Annotated in this window: 15 protein-coding genes; 14 read left to right on the forward strand and 1 reads right to left on the reverse strand. The window is 65.9% G+C overall.

Going from position 1 to position 15,395, the window contains the following annotated elements; translation table 11 throughout:
• Positions 1-14: 14 nt before the first annotated feature.
• The 10 genes from alaS (at position 15) to nusB (ending at position 10,460) form a co-directional block, all read left to right on the forward strand.
• Positions 15-2,693, forward strand: coding sequence for an alanine--tRNA ligase (gene alaS, locus NQJ30_RS05990; protein ID WP_255768911.1), 2,679 nt, complete (start codon positions 15-17; stop codon positions 2,691-2,693).
• Between the two features lie 7 nt (positions 2,694-2,700).
• On the forward strand, positions 2,701-3,312 hold the full coding sequence (ruvX, locus tag NQJ30_RS05995; protein ID WP_255768913.1) for a Holliday junction resolvase RuvX: 612 nt from the start codon (positions 2,701-2,703) through the stop codon (positions 3,310-3,312).
• A complete protein-coding gene (mltG, locus tag NQJ30_RS06000; RefSeq protein WP_255768915.1) occupies positions 3,296-5,074 on the forward strand; it encodes an endolytic transglycosylase MltG in 1,779 nt (592 codons plus the stop codon). The genes ruvX and mltG overlap by 17 nt, the downstream gene beginning before the upstream one ends.
• Positions 5,071-5,931 carry a shikimate dehydrogenase gene (locus NQJ30_RS06005; protein ID WP_255768917.1) on the forward strand — a complete coding sequence of 287 codons (861 nt, stop codon included), beginning with the start codon at positions 5,071-5,073 and terminating at the stop codon, positions 5,929-5,931. The genes mltG and NQJ30_RS06005 overlap by 4 nt, the downstream gene beginning before the upstream one ends.
• A 26-nt stretch (positions 5,932-5,957) precedes the next feature.
• Complete coding sequence (gene aroC / locus NQJ30_RS06010) at positions 5,958-7,157, forward strand: chorismate synthase (protein WP_255768919.1); 1,200 nt, start codon at positions 5,958-5,960, stop codon at positions 7,155-7,157.
• A 23-nt stretch (positions 7,158-7,180) separates the two neighbouring features.
• The gene (locus NQJ30_RS06015; RefSeq protein ID WP_374113222.1) at positions 7,181-7,726 is read left to right on the forward strand and encodes a shikimate kinase; all 546 of its coding nucleotides are present in this window, start codon (positions 7,181-7,183) and stop codon (positions 7,724-7,726) included.
• Entirely contained in the window at positions 7,723-8,814 is a 1,092-nt protein-coding gene (gene aroB / locus NQJ30_RS06020) for a 3-dehydroquinate synthase (protein ID WP_255768921.1), read from the forward strand. Before NQJ30_RS06015 ends, aroB begins: the two co-directional genes overlap by 4 nt.
• Positions 8,814-9,332 carry a tetratricopeptide repeat protein gene (locus NQJ30_RS06025; RefSeq protein WP_255768923.1) on the forward strand — a complete coding sequence of 173 codons (519 nt, stop codon included), beginning with the start codon at positions 8,814-8,816 and terminating at the stop codon, positions 9,330-9,332. Before aroB ends, NQJ30_RS06025 begins: the two co-directional genes overlap by 1 nt.
• 154 nt (positions 9,333-9,486) lie before the next feature.
• Positions 9,487-10,050 (forward strand): elongation factor P, encoded by a 564-nt coding sequence (efp, locus tag NQJ30_RS06030; protein ID WP_190988303.1) that lies wholly within the window; start codon positions 9,487-9,489, stop codon positions 10,048-10,050.
• Positions 10,050-10,460 (forward strand): transcription antitermination factor NusB, encoded by a 411-nt coding sequence (gene nusB, locus NQJ30_RS06035; RefSeq protein ID WP_255768926.1) that lies wholly within the window; start codon positions 10,050-10,052, stop codon positions 10,458-10,460. Before efp ends, nusB begins: the two co-directional genes overlap by 1 nt.
• A 76-nt stretch (positions 10,461-10,536) precedes the next feature.
• On the opposite strand, the gene NQJ30_RS06040 is transcribed toward nusB, so the two are convergent.
• A complete protein-coding gene (locus NQJ30_RS06040) occupies positions 10,537-11,805 on the reverse strand; it encodes a PrsW family intramembrane metalloprotease (RefSeq protein ID WP_255768928.1) in 1,269 nt (422 codons plus the stop codon).
• Positions 11,806-11,904: 99 nt separating this feature from the next.
• On the opposite strand from NQJ30_RS06040, the gene pyrR reads away from it, so the two are divergent.
• Genes pyrR through NQJ30_RS06060 form a run of 4 tightly spaced genes read left to right on the forward strand, consistent with a single transcriptional unit; the run spans position 11,905 to position 15,384 of the window.
• A complete protein-coding gene (pyrR, locus tag NQJ30_RS06045; protein WP_255768930.1) occupies positions 11,905-12,492 on the forward strand; it encodes a bifunctional pyr operon transcriptional regulator/uracil phosphoribosyltransferase PyrR in 588 nt (195 codons plus the stop codon).
• Positions 12,489-13,514 carry an aspartate carbamoyltransferase catalytic subunit gene (locus NQJ30_RS06050; protein ID WP_255768932.1) on the forward strand — a complete coding sequence of 342 codons (1,026 nt, stop codon included), beginning with the start codon at positions 12,489-12,491 and terminating at the stop codon, positions 13,512-13,514. Before pyrR ends, NQJ30_RS06050 begins: the two co-directional genes overlap by 4 nt.
• Entirely contained in the window at positions 13,514-14,866 is a 1,353-nt protein-coding gene (locus tag NQJ30_RS06055) for a dihydroorotase (protein WP_255768934.1), read from the forward strand. The genes NQJ30_RS06050 and NQJ30_RS06055 overlap by 1 nt, the downstream gene beginning before the upstream one ends.
• A complete protein-coding gene (locus NQJ30_RS06060; protein ID WP_255768935.1) occupies positions 14,866-15,384 on the forward strand; it encodes a PH-like domain-containing protein in 519 nt (172 codons plus the stop codon). Before NQJ30_RS06055 ends, NQJ30_RS06060 begins: the two co-directional genes overlap by 1 nt.
• Positions 15,385-15,395 lie beyond the last annotated feature (11 nt).

The following is a 15,395-nucleotide window of genomic DNA, read 5'->3' on the forward strand; positions in this document are numbered from 1 at the left end:
TATGAAATCAGCTCATGAAGTCGCAGGAGATCACCAAGCGCTGGATCGACTTTTTTGTCAGCAAGGGGCACACCGCGGTGCCTTCCGCATCCCTGGTTTCCAGCGACCCCTCCCTGCTGTTCACCGTCGCCGGCATGGTCCCGTTTATTCCGTACCTGACTGCCCGGGAAGAGGCCCCCTACTCCCGTGCGACGAGCATCCAGAAGTGCATCCGCACCGGTGACATCGAGGAAGTGGGCAAGACAGCACGCCACGGCACCTTCTTCCAGATGTGCGGCAACTTCTCGTTCGGCGATTACTTCAAGGAAGATGCCATCAAGTTCGCCTGGGAACTGCTCACCACGAGCGTTGCCGACGGCGGTTACGGCCTGCCGCCGGAACTCCTGTGGGTCACCGTCTACCAGGAGGACGACGAAGCCCGCGACCTGTGGCTGAAAAACACCGGCGTCCCCGCAGAGCGGATCCAGCGCATGGGCAAGGCCGACAACTACTGGCACACCGGCCAGCCCGGCCCCGCCGGCCCCTGCTCCGAGATCTACTACGACCGCGGACCGGCCTACGGCGTCGAAGGCGGCCCGCTCGCGGATGAGAACCGCTACGTCGAAATCTGGAACCTCGTCTTTATGCAGTACCAGATCGACAACGTCCGTTCCAAGGACGACTTCGACATCGTGGGCGAATTGCCCAAGAAGAACATCGACACCGGCCTGGGCATGGAACGCCTTGCCATGATCCTGCAGGGCGTCGAAAACATGTACGAAACGGACCAGGTCCGGCCCGTCATCGACAAGGCCGCCGAACTGTCCGGCCGGGAGTACACGTCAGCCGAAACGGCGGATGATCCCCACCACACGGATGATGTCCGGATGCGTGTTGTGGCCGACCATATCCGGTCCGCCCTGATGCTCATCGCCGATGGTGTGACGCCATCGAACGAAGGCCGCGGCTACGTCCTGCGCCGCCTCATCCGCCGCGCCGTGCGTTCCATGCGCCTGCTCGGCGTCGAGAAGGCATGCCTGCCGGACCTGCTGCCCGCCTCCCGCGATGCCATGAAGGGCGTCTACCCGATCGTGGAGACGGACTTCGACCGCATCAGCCGGATCGCCTACGCCGAAGAGCGCGCCTTCCTGCGGACCATTGCGTCGGGCACGGCCCGCCTTGAGGATGCTGTCACGGTCTCCAAGGCCGCCGGCACGCCGCTGTCCGGCGCCGACGCATTCGCACTCCACGACACCTACGGCTTCCCGATTGACCTGACCCTGGAGATGGCTGAGGAAGCCGGACTCAAGGTGGACGAGGCCGGTTTCCGCGCCCTCATGCTTGAACAGCGCCAGCGTGCCCAGGCCGACGCCAAGGGCAAGAAGGGCGGCCACGCCGACCTGAGCGCCTACCAGGAAATGCTGGGCGAGGGCGAGACCGTCTTCATCGGCTACGAAGAGCTCGACGGCGAGTCCCGCGTCCGTGGCCTGCTGAGCGGCGGCCAGCGCGTTGCCCACGCCGCCACCGGTGACGAAATTGAACTGGTCCTCAACGAGACTCCGTTCTACGCCGAGGCGGGCGGCCAGTCCGCCGATACGGGCCTGATTACGGGTGACGGCTTCGTTGTTGAGGTGCTCGACGTCCAGCGGCCCGTCAAGGGCCTGAGCGTGCACAAGGCGATTGTCCGCGAAGGCGAAATTGGCTCGGACTCGCTGGTGCGTGCCGCCGTCGACCGTGAACGCCGCCATGCCGCCGAACAGGCGCACACCGGCACCCACATCGTCCACGCCGCGCTGCACCAGATCCTCGGCCCGCAGGCCACCCAGCGTGGTTCCTTCAACAAGGCCGGTTACCTGCGCTTCGACTTTGCCTGGGGCGAGGGCCTCAGCACCGCCACGCGCTCGGAAATCGAAGAGGTGTCCAACCTGGCGATCCGCAACAACTTCCGGGTGGACACCAAGGTGATGGGCCTTGCAGAGGCCAGGGCCCTGGGCGCCATGGCCCTCTTCGGCGAAAACTACGGCAGCGAAGTGCGTGTTGTGGAGATCGACGGCGCGTGGTCCCGTGAACTCTGCGGCGGCACCCACGTGGCCAACACCTCCCTGATCGGCAGCCTCTCGCTCCTCGGCGAACAGTCCGTCGGCTCAGGAAACCGGCGCGTGGAAGCCTTTGTGGGCATGGACGCGTTCCGCCACCTTGCCGCCGAGCGCGCCCTCGTGACCGAACTGACGGAGATGCTCAAGGTTCCCTCCGGCCAGCTCGCCGACAGGATCGCCAGCACGCTCAACAAGCTCAAGGCCACCGAAAAGGAACTGGACCGCCTCCGGAAGGAGCAGCTCGCGGCTGCGGCGGCCAACCTTGTGGGCACGGCCCGGGATGCCGCCGGCATCAAGGTCATCGCACACGACGCCGGCCAGATCGGCGGTGCCGACGATGTCCGCAACCTTGCCCTTGACCTGCGCGGCAGGCTGGGATCCGAGGCCGCGACGGTGGCTGTGGCCGGCGTGAGCAACGACCGTCCCATGATCCTGGTGGCAACCAATGAAGCCGCTCGGGAAGCGGGCGTAAAAGCCGGCGCCCTGGTTCGTCTCGCCGCAGGGATCCTCGGCGGCGGCGGCGGCGGTAAGGACGACGTGGCCCAGGGCGGCGGCACCGACGCCACCAAGGTCGGCGCGGCGCTTGCCGCCGTCGTGGACGCCATTTCCCGGCGCTAGGGAACCCGTGACTGAACGCGCTTCGGCCGCCGACTACCCCCAGGGCATCAAACTGGGGGTGGACGTCGGCACCGTCCGGGTGGGAGTGGCGATCTGCGACCGGGATGCCATCCTGGCCACGCCGTTTAAGACGCTGGACCGGAACGCCAAGAAGAACTCAGACGTCCGCGTCATTGCCTCGCTCGCGCAGGAACTCGGCGCGGTCCAGGTCATTGTGGGGCTTCCCCGGACCATGAAAGGGGAGGAGCACGCCTCCGCCAGGATGGCCACGGACTACGCCGAGCTGCTGGCGGCCGAGCTTGCCGGACGCGGACTGGAAGTCCCCGTCAACCTGGTGGACGAGCGGCTCAGCAGTGTCACGGCCCATCGCAACCTGCACGAGGCTGGCATGAGCAGCCGCAATCACCGTAAAGTGGTTGATCAGGTTGCAGCGGCGGGCATCCTCCAACACGCCATCGACATGCAAAAAGCCCGAGGCACTGATGTGGGGAGCCGTGTGAGCGCGCCGCCCCGTCAGCAGCCTTCCGGAACAGGCGGGTCGCCCCAGGCTGACACCTCCGCCTCCGACGGCACGTCTCGATCCCAGAACACGGAAGGCTACAGTGAGCCCGTCCAATAACGATGACGCCTCAGGCGCCACCAGTCATGATGGCGCCAGGCCGCTGACCCGAAAAGAGCTCCGCGCATTGGAGAAGCACACCCAGGACACCAATGCGGTGCCGGAGCAGGCCTACCAAACCGGTCAGGACCTGCCGCTGCAGGACTCTGATGCTTTCGAGGAGCGTGACGGCTTCGACGCACCTGCTCCCGCGCCGCAGCCCGTGGCACCACCGGTTGCACCGCCGCTGGTATCACCGGTTGCACCGCCGACGCCGGACCGTGAGCCTGATGCGGCGGCCGAACCCGTTGCAGAGCCCGTGGTCGACCCTGTCCAGGCTCCCCAGCCGGCAGTTCCCACGCAGCCGGACATTCCACCCTCCGTTCAGGACGATGCGCCCACGCAAATGCATCACCAGGTCCCGGCCACCGTGCCGGAGTACCACACGGATGCTGGCCAGGCTGTTGACGCCCAGGATGCCGAGCACTATGAAGGACACCCCACGGGCTACGCCCACCCCGACGAGGTACACCATTACGACGGCGGGCATTACGAGGGTGACCAGTACGAGGGCCACCATTACGACGAGCAGGGCCACACCGGGCACTACGTCGATGACCCCCACGGGCACTACATTGACGACCCCCACCACGCCCACCCGGACGACCACGCCGATGCCGGCCTGCTCGCGAGTGCAGCGGGAAGCTCCGTGGTGACAAAACCCTCGAAGAAGGTCCGGCGCAGACGCCGCCTCCTGGCCCTTCTGCTGACGCTCGTGGTTTTCGTGGCCGCCATCGCCGTGGGAGCACAGTTCCTGAAGCCCCTGCTGGGCAACGATAAAGCGAGCGACTATCCCGGACCGGGCAGCGGTGAAGTCCAGGTTTCGGTCCAGCCCGGTGAGGGAATGCGTTCGGTGGCCACCAAACTCGAATCCGGGAAAGTGGTGGCCAACGCGGATACGTTCCTCCAGGCGTTTGCGGCTTCCGGCGGAACACTTTCCCCGGGGGACTTCACCTTCAAATCGGAGATGAAGAATTCGGACGCCGTGAACGTGCTGCTGGGCCACGATAAGACCAAGGTCATCTACTTCGCCTTGAGCGCAGGCCTGCGAATCGATGAATCACTGCAGGCGATCTCCGAAGGATCGGGCATCAAAGTTCAGCAGTTGAAGCAATTCAGCGATTCCCCGCAGCAGTTCGGCCTACCGGCCAACGCTAAGAACCTTGAAGGTTACATGCACCCGGGGGAGTACCGCTTCCCGCTCGGGACCCCGGCCAAGGACATTCTCCAGTCCCTGGTGAAGACCACCATCGACGAACTCGTGGCGCAGGGCATCACCGACGCCGCGAAGCAGTACGAGGCAGTCATTGTCGCCAGCATCGTCCAGGCCGAGGGCGGCCAGGCCGAGTACGGCGACGTGGCCGGCGCCATCTACAACCGGCTCAAGCCCAACGACCAGACGAACGGATACCTGCAGGTTGACTCGGCCGTAACCTACGGACTCGGCACGAAGAGCTTTAACTTCACCGACGAACAACGGCAGGACAAGTCGAACCCCTACAACACGTACGCCAACCCAGGCCTTCCGCCCGGCCCCATCGGCTCGCCCGGCAAGACAGCCATCGATGCTGCCGCGAAGCCGAAGGCCAACGACTTCCTGTACTGGGTGACCATCAACCTGGACACCAAGGAAACCAAGTTCTCCAGGACCCTGGCTGAGCACAATGCGTATGTCGAGCAGTACAACACGTGGTGCAAGGCAAACGTGGGCCGCTGCACATGAGCCTGAGGGCTGCCGTCCTGGGCCATCCGATCAGCCACTCCAAATCCCCTGCACTGCACCTGGCTGCCTATGCCAAGCTGGGGGTCGAGATCGGCTACACGGCCGTGGACCTGACCGAGCAGGCGCTGCCGGGCTTTATGCAGCGGGTGAGAAACCAGGAGGGGTGGCGCGGCCTTTCGGTGACCATGCCGCTGAAAGCCGGCATGGTCGCCGAAGTGGACGAAGTCCGTGGGGTTGCCCGCACGCTGGGTGTAGTCAACACGGTCGCCTTTGAAGAGACCGGCGGGTCTGTCCTGCGTGTCGGCTACAACACGGACGTCGCCGGAATCGTGAATGCGGTCCTCAACGCCGGAGTGGTGGCGAGTCCCTCCGCTGTAGTCCTGGGCGGGGGTGGAACGGCGGCTGCCGCCGTCGCCGCACTCCAGGAGTTGGGCACCGCCCACGCGCAGGTGTTTGTCCGGGACACGTCCCGGGCCGCCGAAGCGCGGGCCGCCGCCGCAGGCGTCGGCCTTGACATCGACGTCCGTCCCATGACCGAAGCCGCCACTCCCACGGCGAGTGCCGACGTCGTAATTTCCACGCTTCCGCCGCGCGCGGCTGACGTTCTGGCTGACCAGATCGCCGGATTGGGCACCGGAACGCACGGTGTCCTGCTCGACGTGGCCTACGACCCGTGGCCCAGCCGGATTGCCACGGTGTGGCAGGCCGGCGGCGGTGCAGTGGTGCCGGGATTGGAAATGCTGCTGTACCAGGCGGTGGAACAAGTGCGCCTGTTCACCGGGCGCGGTGATGACGTTAACGCGGCAGTCATAGATGTGATGTGTGACTCAGTCGGCCTTCCCCGACGGGCGTTCTGATAGCCATACATGGCAGGATGGAAATTATGTTGCGTTGGTTGACAGCCGGAGAATCCCATGGGCCGGCTCTGATGGGAATTATTGAAGGCGTCCCCGCCGGTGTTGAACTCACCAGCGGACAGATCGCCGATTCACTGGCACGCCGCCGCCTGGGCTATGGCCGGGGCGCCCGGATGAAGTTCGAACAGGACGTGGTCACCATCCTGGGCGGCGTCCGCCACGGCCTCACGCAGGGCGGACCCGTGGCCATCCAGGTGGCAAACACCGAATGGCCCAAATGGGAACAGATCATGGCGGCCGACCCCGTGGACCCGGCAGTTCTTGCCGACCAGGCACGCAACGCACCGCTGACCCGGCCCCGCCCGGGCCACGCAGATTTTACCGGCATGCAGAAGTACGGCTTCGACGAAGCACGTCCGGTGCTGGAACGCGCCAGCGCGCGGGAAACTGCAACCAGGGTGGCCATGGGCACCGTGGCCTCACAGTTCCTCAAGCAGTTGGGAATTGAACTGGTCAGCCACACTGTCTCCATCGCCAGTGTGACCGTTCCGGAAGGCCGGCCGCTGCCTGTTCCTGCCGACGTCATCGCCCTGGACGCAGATCCGCTGCGGTGCTTCGACCGTGAAACCTCCGACGCCATGGTGGCCGAAGTCGATGCTGCCCACAAGGAAGGCGAAACCTTGGGCGGCGTGGTGGAAGTCCTCGCCTACGGCCTGCCGCCGGGACTGGGCAGCTACGTCCACTGGGACCGCCGGCTCGACTCCCGGCTCGCCGCCGCCCTGATGGGGATCCAGGCCATTAAGGGCGTCGAAGTGGGGGACGGCTTCCTGACGGCCGCCCGCCGCGGCTCAGCGGCCCACGACGAAATCGTCAAGGACGCGGACGGAAAGATTATCCGCACCAGCAACCGGGCCGGCGGCATCGAAGGCGGCATGAGCATCGGTGATGTCCTGCGCGTGCGCGCCGCGATGAAGCCCATCGCCACGGTCCCGCGGGCCCTCAAGACCGTCGACGTCAGCACCGGCGAGGCAGCCAAGGCCCACCACCAGCGCTCGGACGTCTGTGCCGTGCCGGCCGCCGGCGTTGTCGCGGAAGCGATGGTGGCGCTGGTCCTCGCCGAAGCCGTCACTGAAAAGTTCGGCGGCGACTCGGTGGCGGAGACCGCACGCAATATCAAGGGTTACCTGGACAGCATTCCGGCCTCCCTGGACTCGATCGGCCACTAGTGCCCCGCGGAAGTAAAGGCGTGGTGCCGGGCAACCGCACCGTCGTCCTCATCGGGCCCATGGCGGTGGGAAAGTCCGCCGTAGGCAGCGAACTCGCCAAGCGCCTTGACGTGCCGTTCGTCGACACCGACGCGCTGATCGTGGACGCCCACGGCAGCATCGCATCAATTTTCGCCGGCCGCGGAGAGCATGCCTTCCGGGAAATTGAAGCCCGCACGGTGGCCGCGGCAGTGGATCGGGCGGAAGACAACGCCTCGGTGATTTCGCTGGGCGGCGGGGCCGTGCTCGACTCCGGAACACAGCAGGTCCTTGCCCGCTGCACCGTGGTTTACCTCGAATGCGATGAAGCAACCGTGGCTGCGCGGATCGCCCGGAACTCCGTGCGGCCGCTGCTGGCCGGCGATGCCATGGCCCGCTGGACCACTCTTTTTGCCACCAGGAAACCCGTATACGAACGGCTGGCCGACCTGGTTTTGGACGTCCGCCACGGTTCGATCACCGAATTGGGGCACCGGCTTGAAGTTGCGCTGCGTGAGTACGCGGCCGCCAAACAGGAAGTTGAAAAGTGAGCGTCGATTCAACCGTCATCAAAGTCACCGGCGAATCCGCGGGGGAAAATTACGACGTCGTTGTGGGCCGTGGCCTCCTCGGTGACGTTCCAGCCCTGCTGGGTGAGCGGGTCCGGCGGGTGCTGGTGATTCACCCGCGCGCGCTGCGCCTTACAGGCGATACCGTCCGCGATGAACTCGCCGCCGCGGGCTTCACCTCGCTGACTGCCGAAATCCCGGATGCCGAAGAAGGCAAACACATCCAGGTTGCGGCTTTCTGCTGGCAGGTGCTTGGCCAGAACGACTTCACCCGGTCCGACGCCATCGTGGCCGTGGGCGGCGGCGCCGTCACCGACCTCGCCGGCTTTGTGGCTGCCACGTGGCTCCGCGGCGTGAAGGTCATCCACATGCCGACCAGCCTGCTCGGCATGGTGGACGCCTCGGTGGGTGGCAAGACCGGCATCAACACGGCAGAGGGCAAGAACCTGGTGGGCTCCTTCCACCCGCCGGCCGGAGTCCTGGTGGACCTGGATACCCTGAAGACCCTGCCGCGCAACGAGATCATTTCGGGAATGGCGGAAGTCATCAAATGCGGCTTCATCGCGGACCCGGCCATCCTGGAGATCGTGGAAAAGGATACCGCGGCTGCCACTGATCCCGGCTCGGACGCCCTGCGCGAACTCATCGAGCGTGCCATCGCCGTCAAGGCGAAGGTGGTCTCGGAAGACCTGAAGGAATCCGGGCTGCGGGAAATCCTGAACTACGGCCATACGCTTGGCCATGCCATTGAACTGGTGGAGCGCTACTCATGGCGGCACGGGGCGGCAGTGTCGGTGGGCATGATGTTCGCGGCCGAGCTTGCCCGCAGTGTGGGCCGCCTCAGTGACGCTGACGCCGACCGCCACCGCAGCATCCTGGAAACCCTGGGGCTTCCGGTCACGTACCGGAAGGACCGCTGGCAGGGGCTGTTGGACGGCATGCGCCGTGACAAGAAATCGCGCGGGGACCTGCTCCGTTTTGTGGTCCTCGACGGCATCGCCAAGCCAGGCATCCTGGATGTCCCGGACACGTCGCTGCTCTTTGCCGCCTACCAGGAAATCGCCTCCTGATGCAGGGCGACCTGGCAGGCACCAGCGAGTGGCCCGAAGCGGGGTTCCCCGGGATCCGGATCAACCCGCTGACGCTGCTGCCGGAAATCATCAACGAGGATGTTTGCCGGGCGGCGGCGGAAGCATCAGCCGACCCGGCAGACCGGATCTACGTCCTCATTGTTGAGGGGCATGCAACCGAAGCAGCCGAACTGCTGGCGGAAGCGCGCTTCAAGGACCCCGAGTCCTTCCGCCTGCGTGCGTTCGAAGCAGAGGTGCTGCGCATCTCCCACCGTTCCGACCGTGCCGTGGAGCTGTTCAAGCAACTGCTGGCGGAGTTCCAGGGAACGGACCGCGAAGCCCTTATCCAGCAGTACTTGGGCAAGACGCACTTTGCCGCCGGACACGCCGCTGCTGCCGTGGACGCCTTTTCCCGGGCGCTTGACCTTCGGGTGTCGCAGGCGGCCGACGCAGCCCAGATCTATTCGTCCGCAGTGGCCCTCCAACGGGCGCGCGACGTCCTGGACCTCGCCAGCTGAGAGCCCTGGCCGTCACCCGACGCGGAGTGCGCTGGATTTACCGGTAGAATAGTTCTTGGATTTTTGACAAACACGCGCTGGCGGGCCGTTCGGCATGCCTGGCCGGCATAGAACGTCTGACAACTCACCAGACTTAAGAAACCAGAGGAAACCAGTGGCAACCACTAACGACATCAAGAACGGCACGGTCCTGAAGCTCGAGGGCCAGCTCTGGAACGTCATCGAATTCCAGCACGTCAAGCCCGGCAAGGGTGGCGCATTCGTCCGCACCAAGATGCGGAACGTGATGTCCGGCAAGGTTGTGGATAAGACGTTCAACGCCGGCCTCAAGATCGAAACCGCTACGGTTGACCGCCGCGACTACCAGTACCTGTACCAGGACGGTGCAGACTTCGTCTTCATGGACACCGCTGACTACGACCAGATCACCGTTTCCGGTGCAACTGTTGGCGACGCCACGAACTTCATGCTGGAAAACCAGATGGTCAACATTGCCATCCACGAAGGCAACCCGCTCTACATCGAACTCCCGCCGAGCGTTGTCCTGGAGATCACGTACACGGAACCGGGCCTGCAGGGCGACCGCTCCTCGGCCGGGACCAAGCCGGCAACCTTGGAAACCGGATACGAAATCCAGGTTCCGCTGTTCGTCGAGAACAACACCAAGGTCAAGGTTGACACCCGCGACGGAAGCTACCTCGGCCGGGTCAGCGAGTAGTGAGCGCCCGCGGTAAGGCCCGGAACCGGGCACTGGATATACTTTTCGAAGCTGAGCAGCGCTCGGCTTCGGCGTTTGACGTGTTGCGGGCACGGCGGGAAAAGACCGATCAGATCATCAACCCGTACACCCTGGAAATTGTGGAAGGCGTCGTCTCACAGCAGACCGCCATCGACGAGTTCCTGGAAACGTACTCCCAGGGCTGGACCTTGGAGCGCATGCCCTCGGTGGACCGCATCATCCTGCGGATCGGCACCTGGGAACTTCTCTACAACGATGACGTCCCCGACGGCGTCGCAGTTAGCGAGGCAGTGGCACTGGCCAAAGCGCTCTCAACTGACGAGTCGCCGTCGTTCATCAACGGACTCCTCGGACGCCTGCAGCAGTTGAAGCCCTCGCTCCTGGCCTGAGGCCTATTCGGCAGGGGGACCAGCGACCACCCATGGTGGAGGCTGGTCCCCTTTCGCATGCACGCCACTGCCCGGCTCAGCCCGCGACGGCGGCGCGGAGCTGCAGGATCCGCTGCAGCTGATGCTTCTCATCGGCCTGGTGCAGCGGGACGTCCCGGCCGCTGAGGATCCGCTGCCGGATAAAGGCCAGCTGGGTGGCGGCCTGGAGGAAGGCTCTCATTTGCGGCCGCCGGTGGTAGCCCGCCGCCCACTGCAAGGCCGTCCGCCTCCCGCCGGGTGTTGCCAGCAACTCCACCTCTGCGGGGGTGAACCAGCCGGCGGCGGAATACTCCATGAGCCGCTGGCGCGTCAGCCTGGTCTCCGCCACACGCAGGAGGATGATCCCGACGACCGCCAGCACGAAGATCGGCACCTGGATGAGCACATACTCGGCCAGGAAGCCTGCGCCCATGCTGTTCCACCGGTTATGGAGCAGCATCGCCGGGACCAGGCCGATGAAGAAAGCCAGCACGGAAACCCCGGTGTGCCACCGGCGCGCGGCGAAACCCATGATGAGGCCGGTGGTCCCGGTAAAGATGGCGTGGGCGAACGGTGACATCACACCGCGGAGCAGGAAGACCTGGGCAAGGCCGGTTGCCGGGCTGCCGGACTCTGCGATGGCCCGGCCGAAGTAGAGGATGTTCTCCGTGAACGCGAACCCGCCGGCGATGGTGAAAGCGAACACCACACCGTCCACCGGGCCGTCGAAGTTCTTCCGGGCCAGGAGCAGGAGCAGCAGCAGGCCCAGGGACTTGGCGAATTCCTCCACGATGGGTGCCTGGACGGTGGCCATGTAGGTGCGGAGGTCCGCGCTGTCACTGAATTGGAAGGTCAGTGCGAAGAACGGCTGGACCAGGAGCGTGACGGCCACGGACACCGCCGCGCCCCAGGTGAACGCAAAGAACAGCAGCCGTTTGGGCTCCGGCTCCCACCGGTCGATGGCATGCACCGTCAGGAGCACGGCGGACAGCGGAATCAGCGAGACCACAAAGCCCGTGACGAAGCCGCCAACCCCGGTGCTGGAGACCAGGAAGGGCACCACCAGCAGGAGGCTCAGGAACGCCAGGGCTGCCCCGCCTACGGTCAGGACCAGCAGGCCCGCGGACCGCTTGCCTTTGCCGTCAGGGCCGGACGCCGAAGGCCCCAGTGCGGGCAGGGGAGCCGCATAGGTGCCAGGCGCGGGACGGTAGTACTCCGGTTCGATCCGGCCCATCCAGGTCGGGTTCGCCTGGCCGGGCAGCGGGTCCGGGGCTCCGGCGCGCCCGCCGGCCCGGCCGGGTCCCCGCGGGTAAGGGTTGGTGGACATAGACGAAAGCCTAATGCCCGGCACCAATGTGGTAATTTTGAACCGCACATGATCCTTTTTTAATTCCGTCCCGTGAGGCGGGGAAAGGGGAGACGAGCGTTGACTTCTGTCACAAGCGCACCGGTTCCAGCCAGGGTTGTCCTCAACCAGGCAGACATTGACCGTGCCCTCACTCGTATCGCCCATGAGATCCTCGAGGCCAACAAAGGCTCCCAGGACCTGGTCCTGCTGGGCATTCCGCGCCGCGGTTATCCGCTGGCACTTCGCCTGGCACAGAAAATTGCAGCAGCGGACCCCACAGTGGACGCCACGGCAATAGTTGGTCAGCTCGACGTCACCATGTTCCGCGACGACCTCTCGCACCAGCCCACCAGGCCGCCGTACCCTACCCAGCTCCCGCTCACGGGAATCGACAACAAGGTTGTGGTGCTCATTGATGACGTCCTGTATTCAGGCCGGACCATCCGGGCTGCCCTGGACGCCATCATCGACCTCGGCCGCCCCCGGATCGTCAGGCTCGCCGTGCTGATCGACCGGGGCCACCGCGAACTCCCCATCCGCGCCGACCATGTGGGCAAGAACCTCCCCACCTCCTCCGCCGAGAAGGTCAGGGTCCGCCTGGAGGAAACAGACACCGCCGCCAACGGGGCCGCCGTCAACGAAGTGGTTATCGAGGGCGGCGCGTGAAACACCTCCTCTCCACCGAGGACCTGAGCCTCACCAATGCCATCCGCATCCTCGACACCGCCGAAGAAATGGCGGCCGTGGGGGACCGCGAGGTCAAGAAGCTCCCGGCCCTGCGCGGCCGCACCGTGGTAAACCTGTTCTTCGAAGATTCCACCCGCACGCGGATCTCCTTCGAAGCGGCCGCCAAACGGCTCTCCGCCGACGTCATCAACTTCGCCGCGAAGGGCTCCTCCGTCTCCAAGGGCGAATCCCTCAAGGACACCGCGCAGACCCTCGCTGCGATGGGAGCGGACGCCGTCGTGATCCGGCACTGGGCGTCCGGCGCGCCGCACCGGCTGGCCGCTACGGACTGGATCGACGCCGCCGTGATCAACGCCGGCGACGGCACCCACGAACACCCCACCCAGGCGCTCCTGGACGCCTTCACCATGCGCCGCCACTGGGCCAGGCTCTCCGGCTCCGGGTCCATCGGGGCAGACCTCAAGGGCATGCGCGTAGCGATCGCGGGGGACGTCCTGCACTCCCGCGTTGCACGCTCCAACGTATGGCTCCTCCGTACGTTGGGCGCCGAGGTCACACTCGTGGCGCCGCCCACCCTGCTGCCCATCGGCGTCGAGCACTGGCCCTGCAAGGTCAGCTACAACATAGACGAGACCCTCGCGCAGGGGGTGGACGCGGTGATGATGCTCCGTGTCCAGGGCGAGCGGATGAATGCCTCGTTCTTCCCGTCCACCCGGGAATATTCGCGCCGCTGGGGCTTCGACGACAACCGGCTCAAGGCGCTGGACAGCCTCGGGCTGAAGGACACCATCATCATGCACCCCGGCCCCATGAACCGGGGCCTGGAAATTTCCGCGGCCGCCGCCGATTCACCACGTTCCACCGTGCTTTCGCAGGTGCGCAACGGCGTCTCGGTCCGCATGGCCGCACTGTATCTGCTGCTCGCCGGGGATACCCGCGAACCAGCCGTCACTGCGGGCGCAGCCACCAACACAGCCCGCTCCACAGAAAAGAGCAACTAATGGCAGACAACAACGGAACGTACTTGATCCGCGGTGCGGCCATCCTGGGCGGCGACGCCGCAGACCTGCTCATCCGAGACGGCGTCATCGCCGCCAAGGGCGCCGCGGCGGCCACGCACAGCGACGCAAAGGACGCCACCGTGATCGAGGCCGCCGGCCTGGTGGCGCTGCCCGGCATGGTGGACGTGCACACCCACCTCCGCGAACCCGGCCGCGAAGACGCCGAAACCGTTGAGACCGGTACCCGGGCCGCGGCTTTGGGCGGCTTCACCGCCGTCCACGCCATGGCCAACAGCAACCCTGTGGCGGACACCGCCGGTGTGGTGGAACAGGTCCACAGCCTGGGCCGTGCCGCCGGCTGGGTGGACGTCCGGCCCGTCGGTGCCGTAACCGTCGGCCTGGCGGGCGAGCAGCTCGCCGAACTGGGCGCCATGGCGGATTCACGCGCCCAGGTGCGGATGTTCTCCGACGACGGCATCTGCGTCCACGATCCGGTGCTGATGCGCCGTGCCCTGGAATATGTGAAGGCGTTCGACGGCGTGGTGGCCCAGCATGCGCAGGAGCCGCGCCTCACCGCCGGCGCCCAGATGAATGAGGGTGCAGTCTCCGCGGTCCTGGGGCTCACCGGCTGGCCGGCGGTTGCCGAGGAAAGCATCATCGCCCGCGACGTCCTGCTGGCCCAGCACGTGGACTCCCGCCTGCACGTCTGCCACGTCTCCACCGCCGGTTCCGTGGAGATCATCCGCTGGGCCAAGGAACGCGGCATCAACGTCACGGCGGAGGTCACACCGCACCACCTCCTCCTCACCGATGACCTGGTCCGCAGCTACAACCCCGTCTACAAGGTCAACCCGCCGCTCCGCACGGACGCCGACGTGCAGGCCCTGCGCGCTGGCCTGGCCGACGGCACCATCGACGTGGTGGGCACCGACCACGCCCCGCACCCCAGCGAGCACAAGGAATGCGAGTGGGCGCAGGCGGCCATGGGCATGACCGGTCTTGAAACTGCACTGTCTGTCGTCCAGCACGCCATGATCGAAACCGGCCTCATGACGTGGGCCGACTTCGCCCGCGTTACGTCCACCGCGGGTGCCGGGATCGGCCGGCTGACGGACCAGGGACGGCCCCTCGAAACCGGTGAACCGGCGAACATCATTCTGGTGGACCCGGCAGCCCGCTGGACGGTGGATCCGGCGAAAATGGCCACCATGGGACGCAACTCCCCGTTTGCCGGGCTCGAACTTCCCGGGAAAGTGGTGGCCACATTCTACAAGGGCCACCCCACCGTCCTCGACGGCAGGCTCAACACCCCCTACCGGGAATCGGCGGCCGCTGCGGCAGGCGCTTCCTGATGAACAGCGAAATGCTCTCCCTGGTCAGCACGGTGGCGATTATCGTCGTCGTGCTGCTCATGATCGGGTTCGGCTGGCGGAACCGCCTCAGGCGGCAGGCCGACGTCGCCCCCTTGCCCGAGGTGCCCCTGGAGCCCGGGGTGCCGGGCGCCCGGGCGGAAGGCCAGTACGTTGCCTCCACCACCGCCGGTGACTGGCTGGACCGGATCGCAGTGCACAGCCTCGGCATCCGCACCAACGCCGTGCTCAGCGTGTACTCCCATGGCGTGCTCCTGGACCGCTCCGGCGCCCCGGCCGTGTACATCCCGGCCGCGAACCTGACCGGCGTGCGGCAGGAGAGCGGCATGGCCGGCAAATTCGTGGAAAAGGACGGCCTCCTGGTCATCACGTGGGAGCTCGGTACCCACACCCTGGACACCGGCTTCCGGACCCGACGGGCCGCCGACAAGGATGCCCTCTATGACTCCCTTCAGCAATTGATCGCCGCAGCCCCCCAGGCAGATCCCAGTGGAAAGTAAGACAGTGACAG

It is taken from the genome of Pseudarthrobacter sulfonivorans, from assembly GCF_024391045.1.
In the GTDB taxonomy this organism is placed as follows: Bacteria; Actinomycetota; Actinomycetes; order Actinomycetales; family Micrococcaceae; genus Arthrobacter; species Arthrobacter sulfonivorans_B.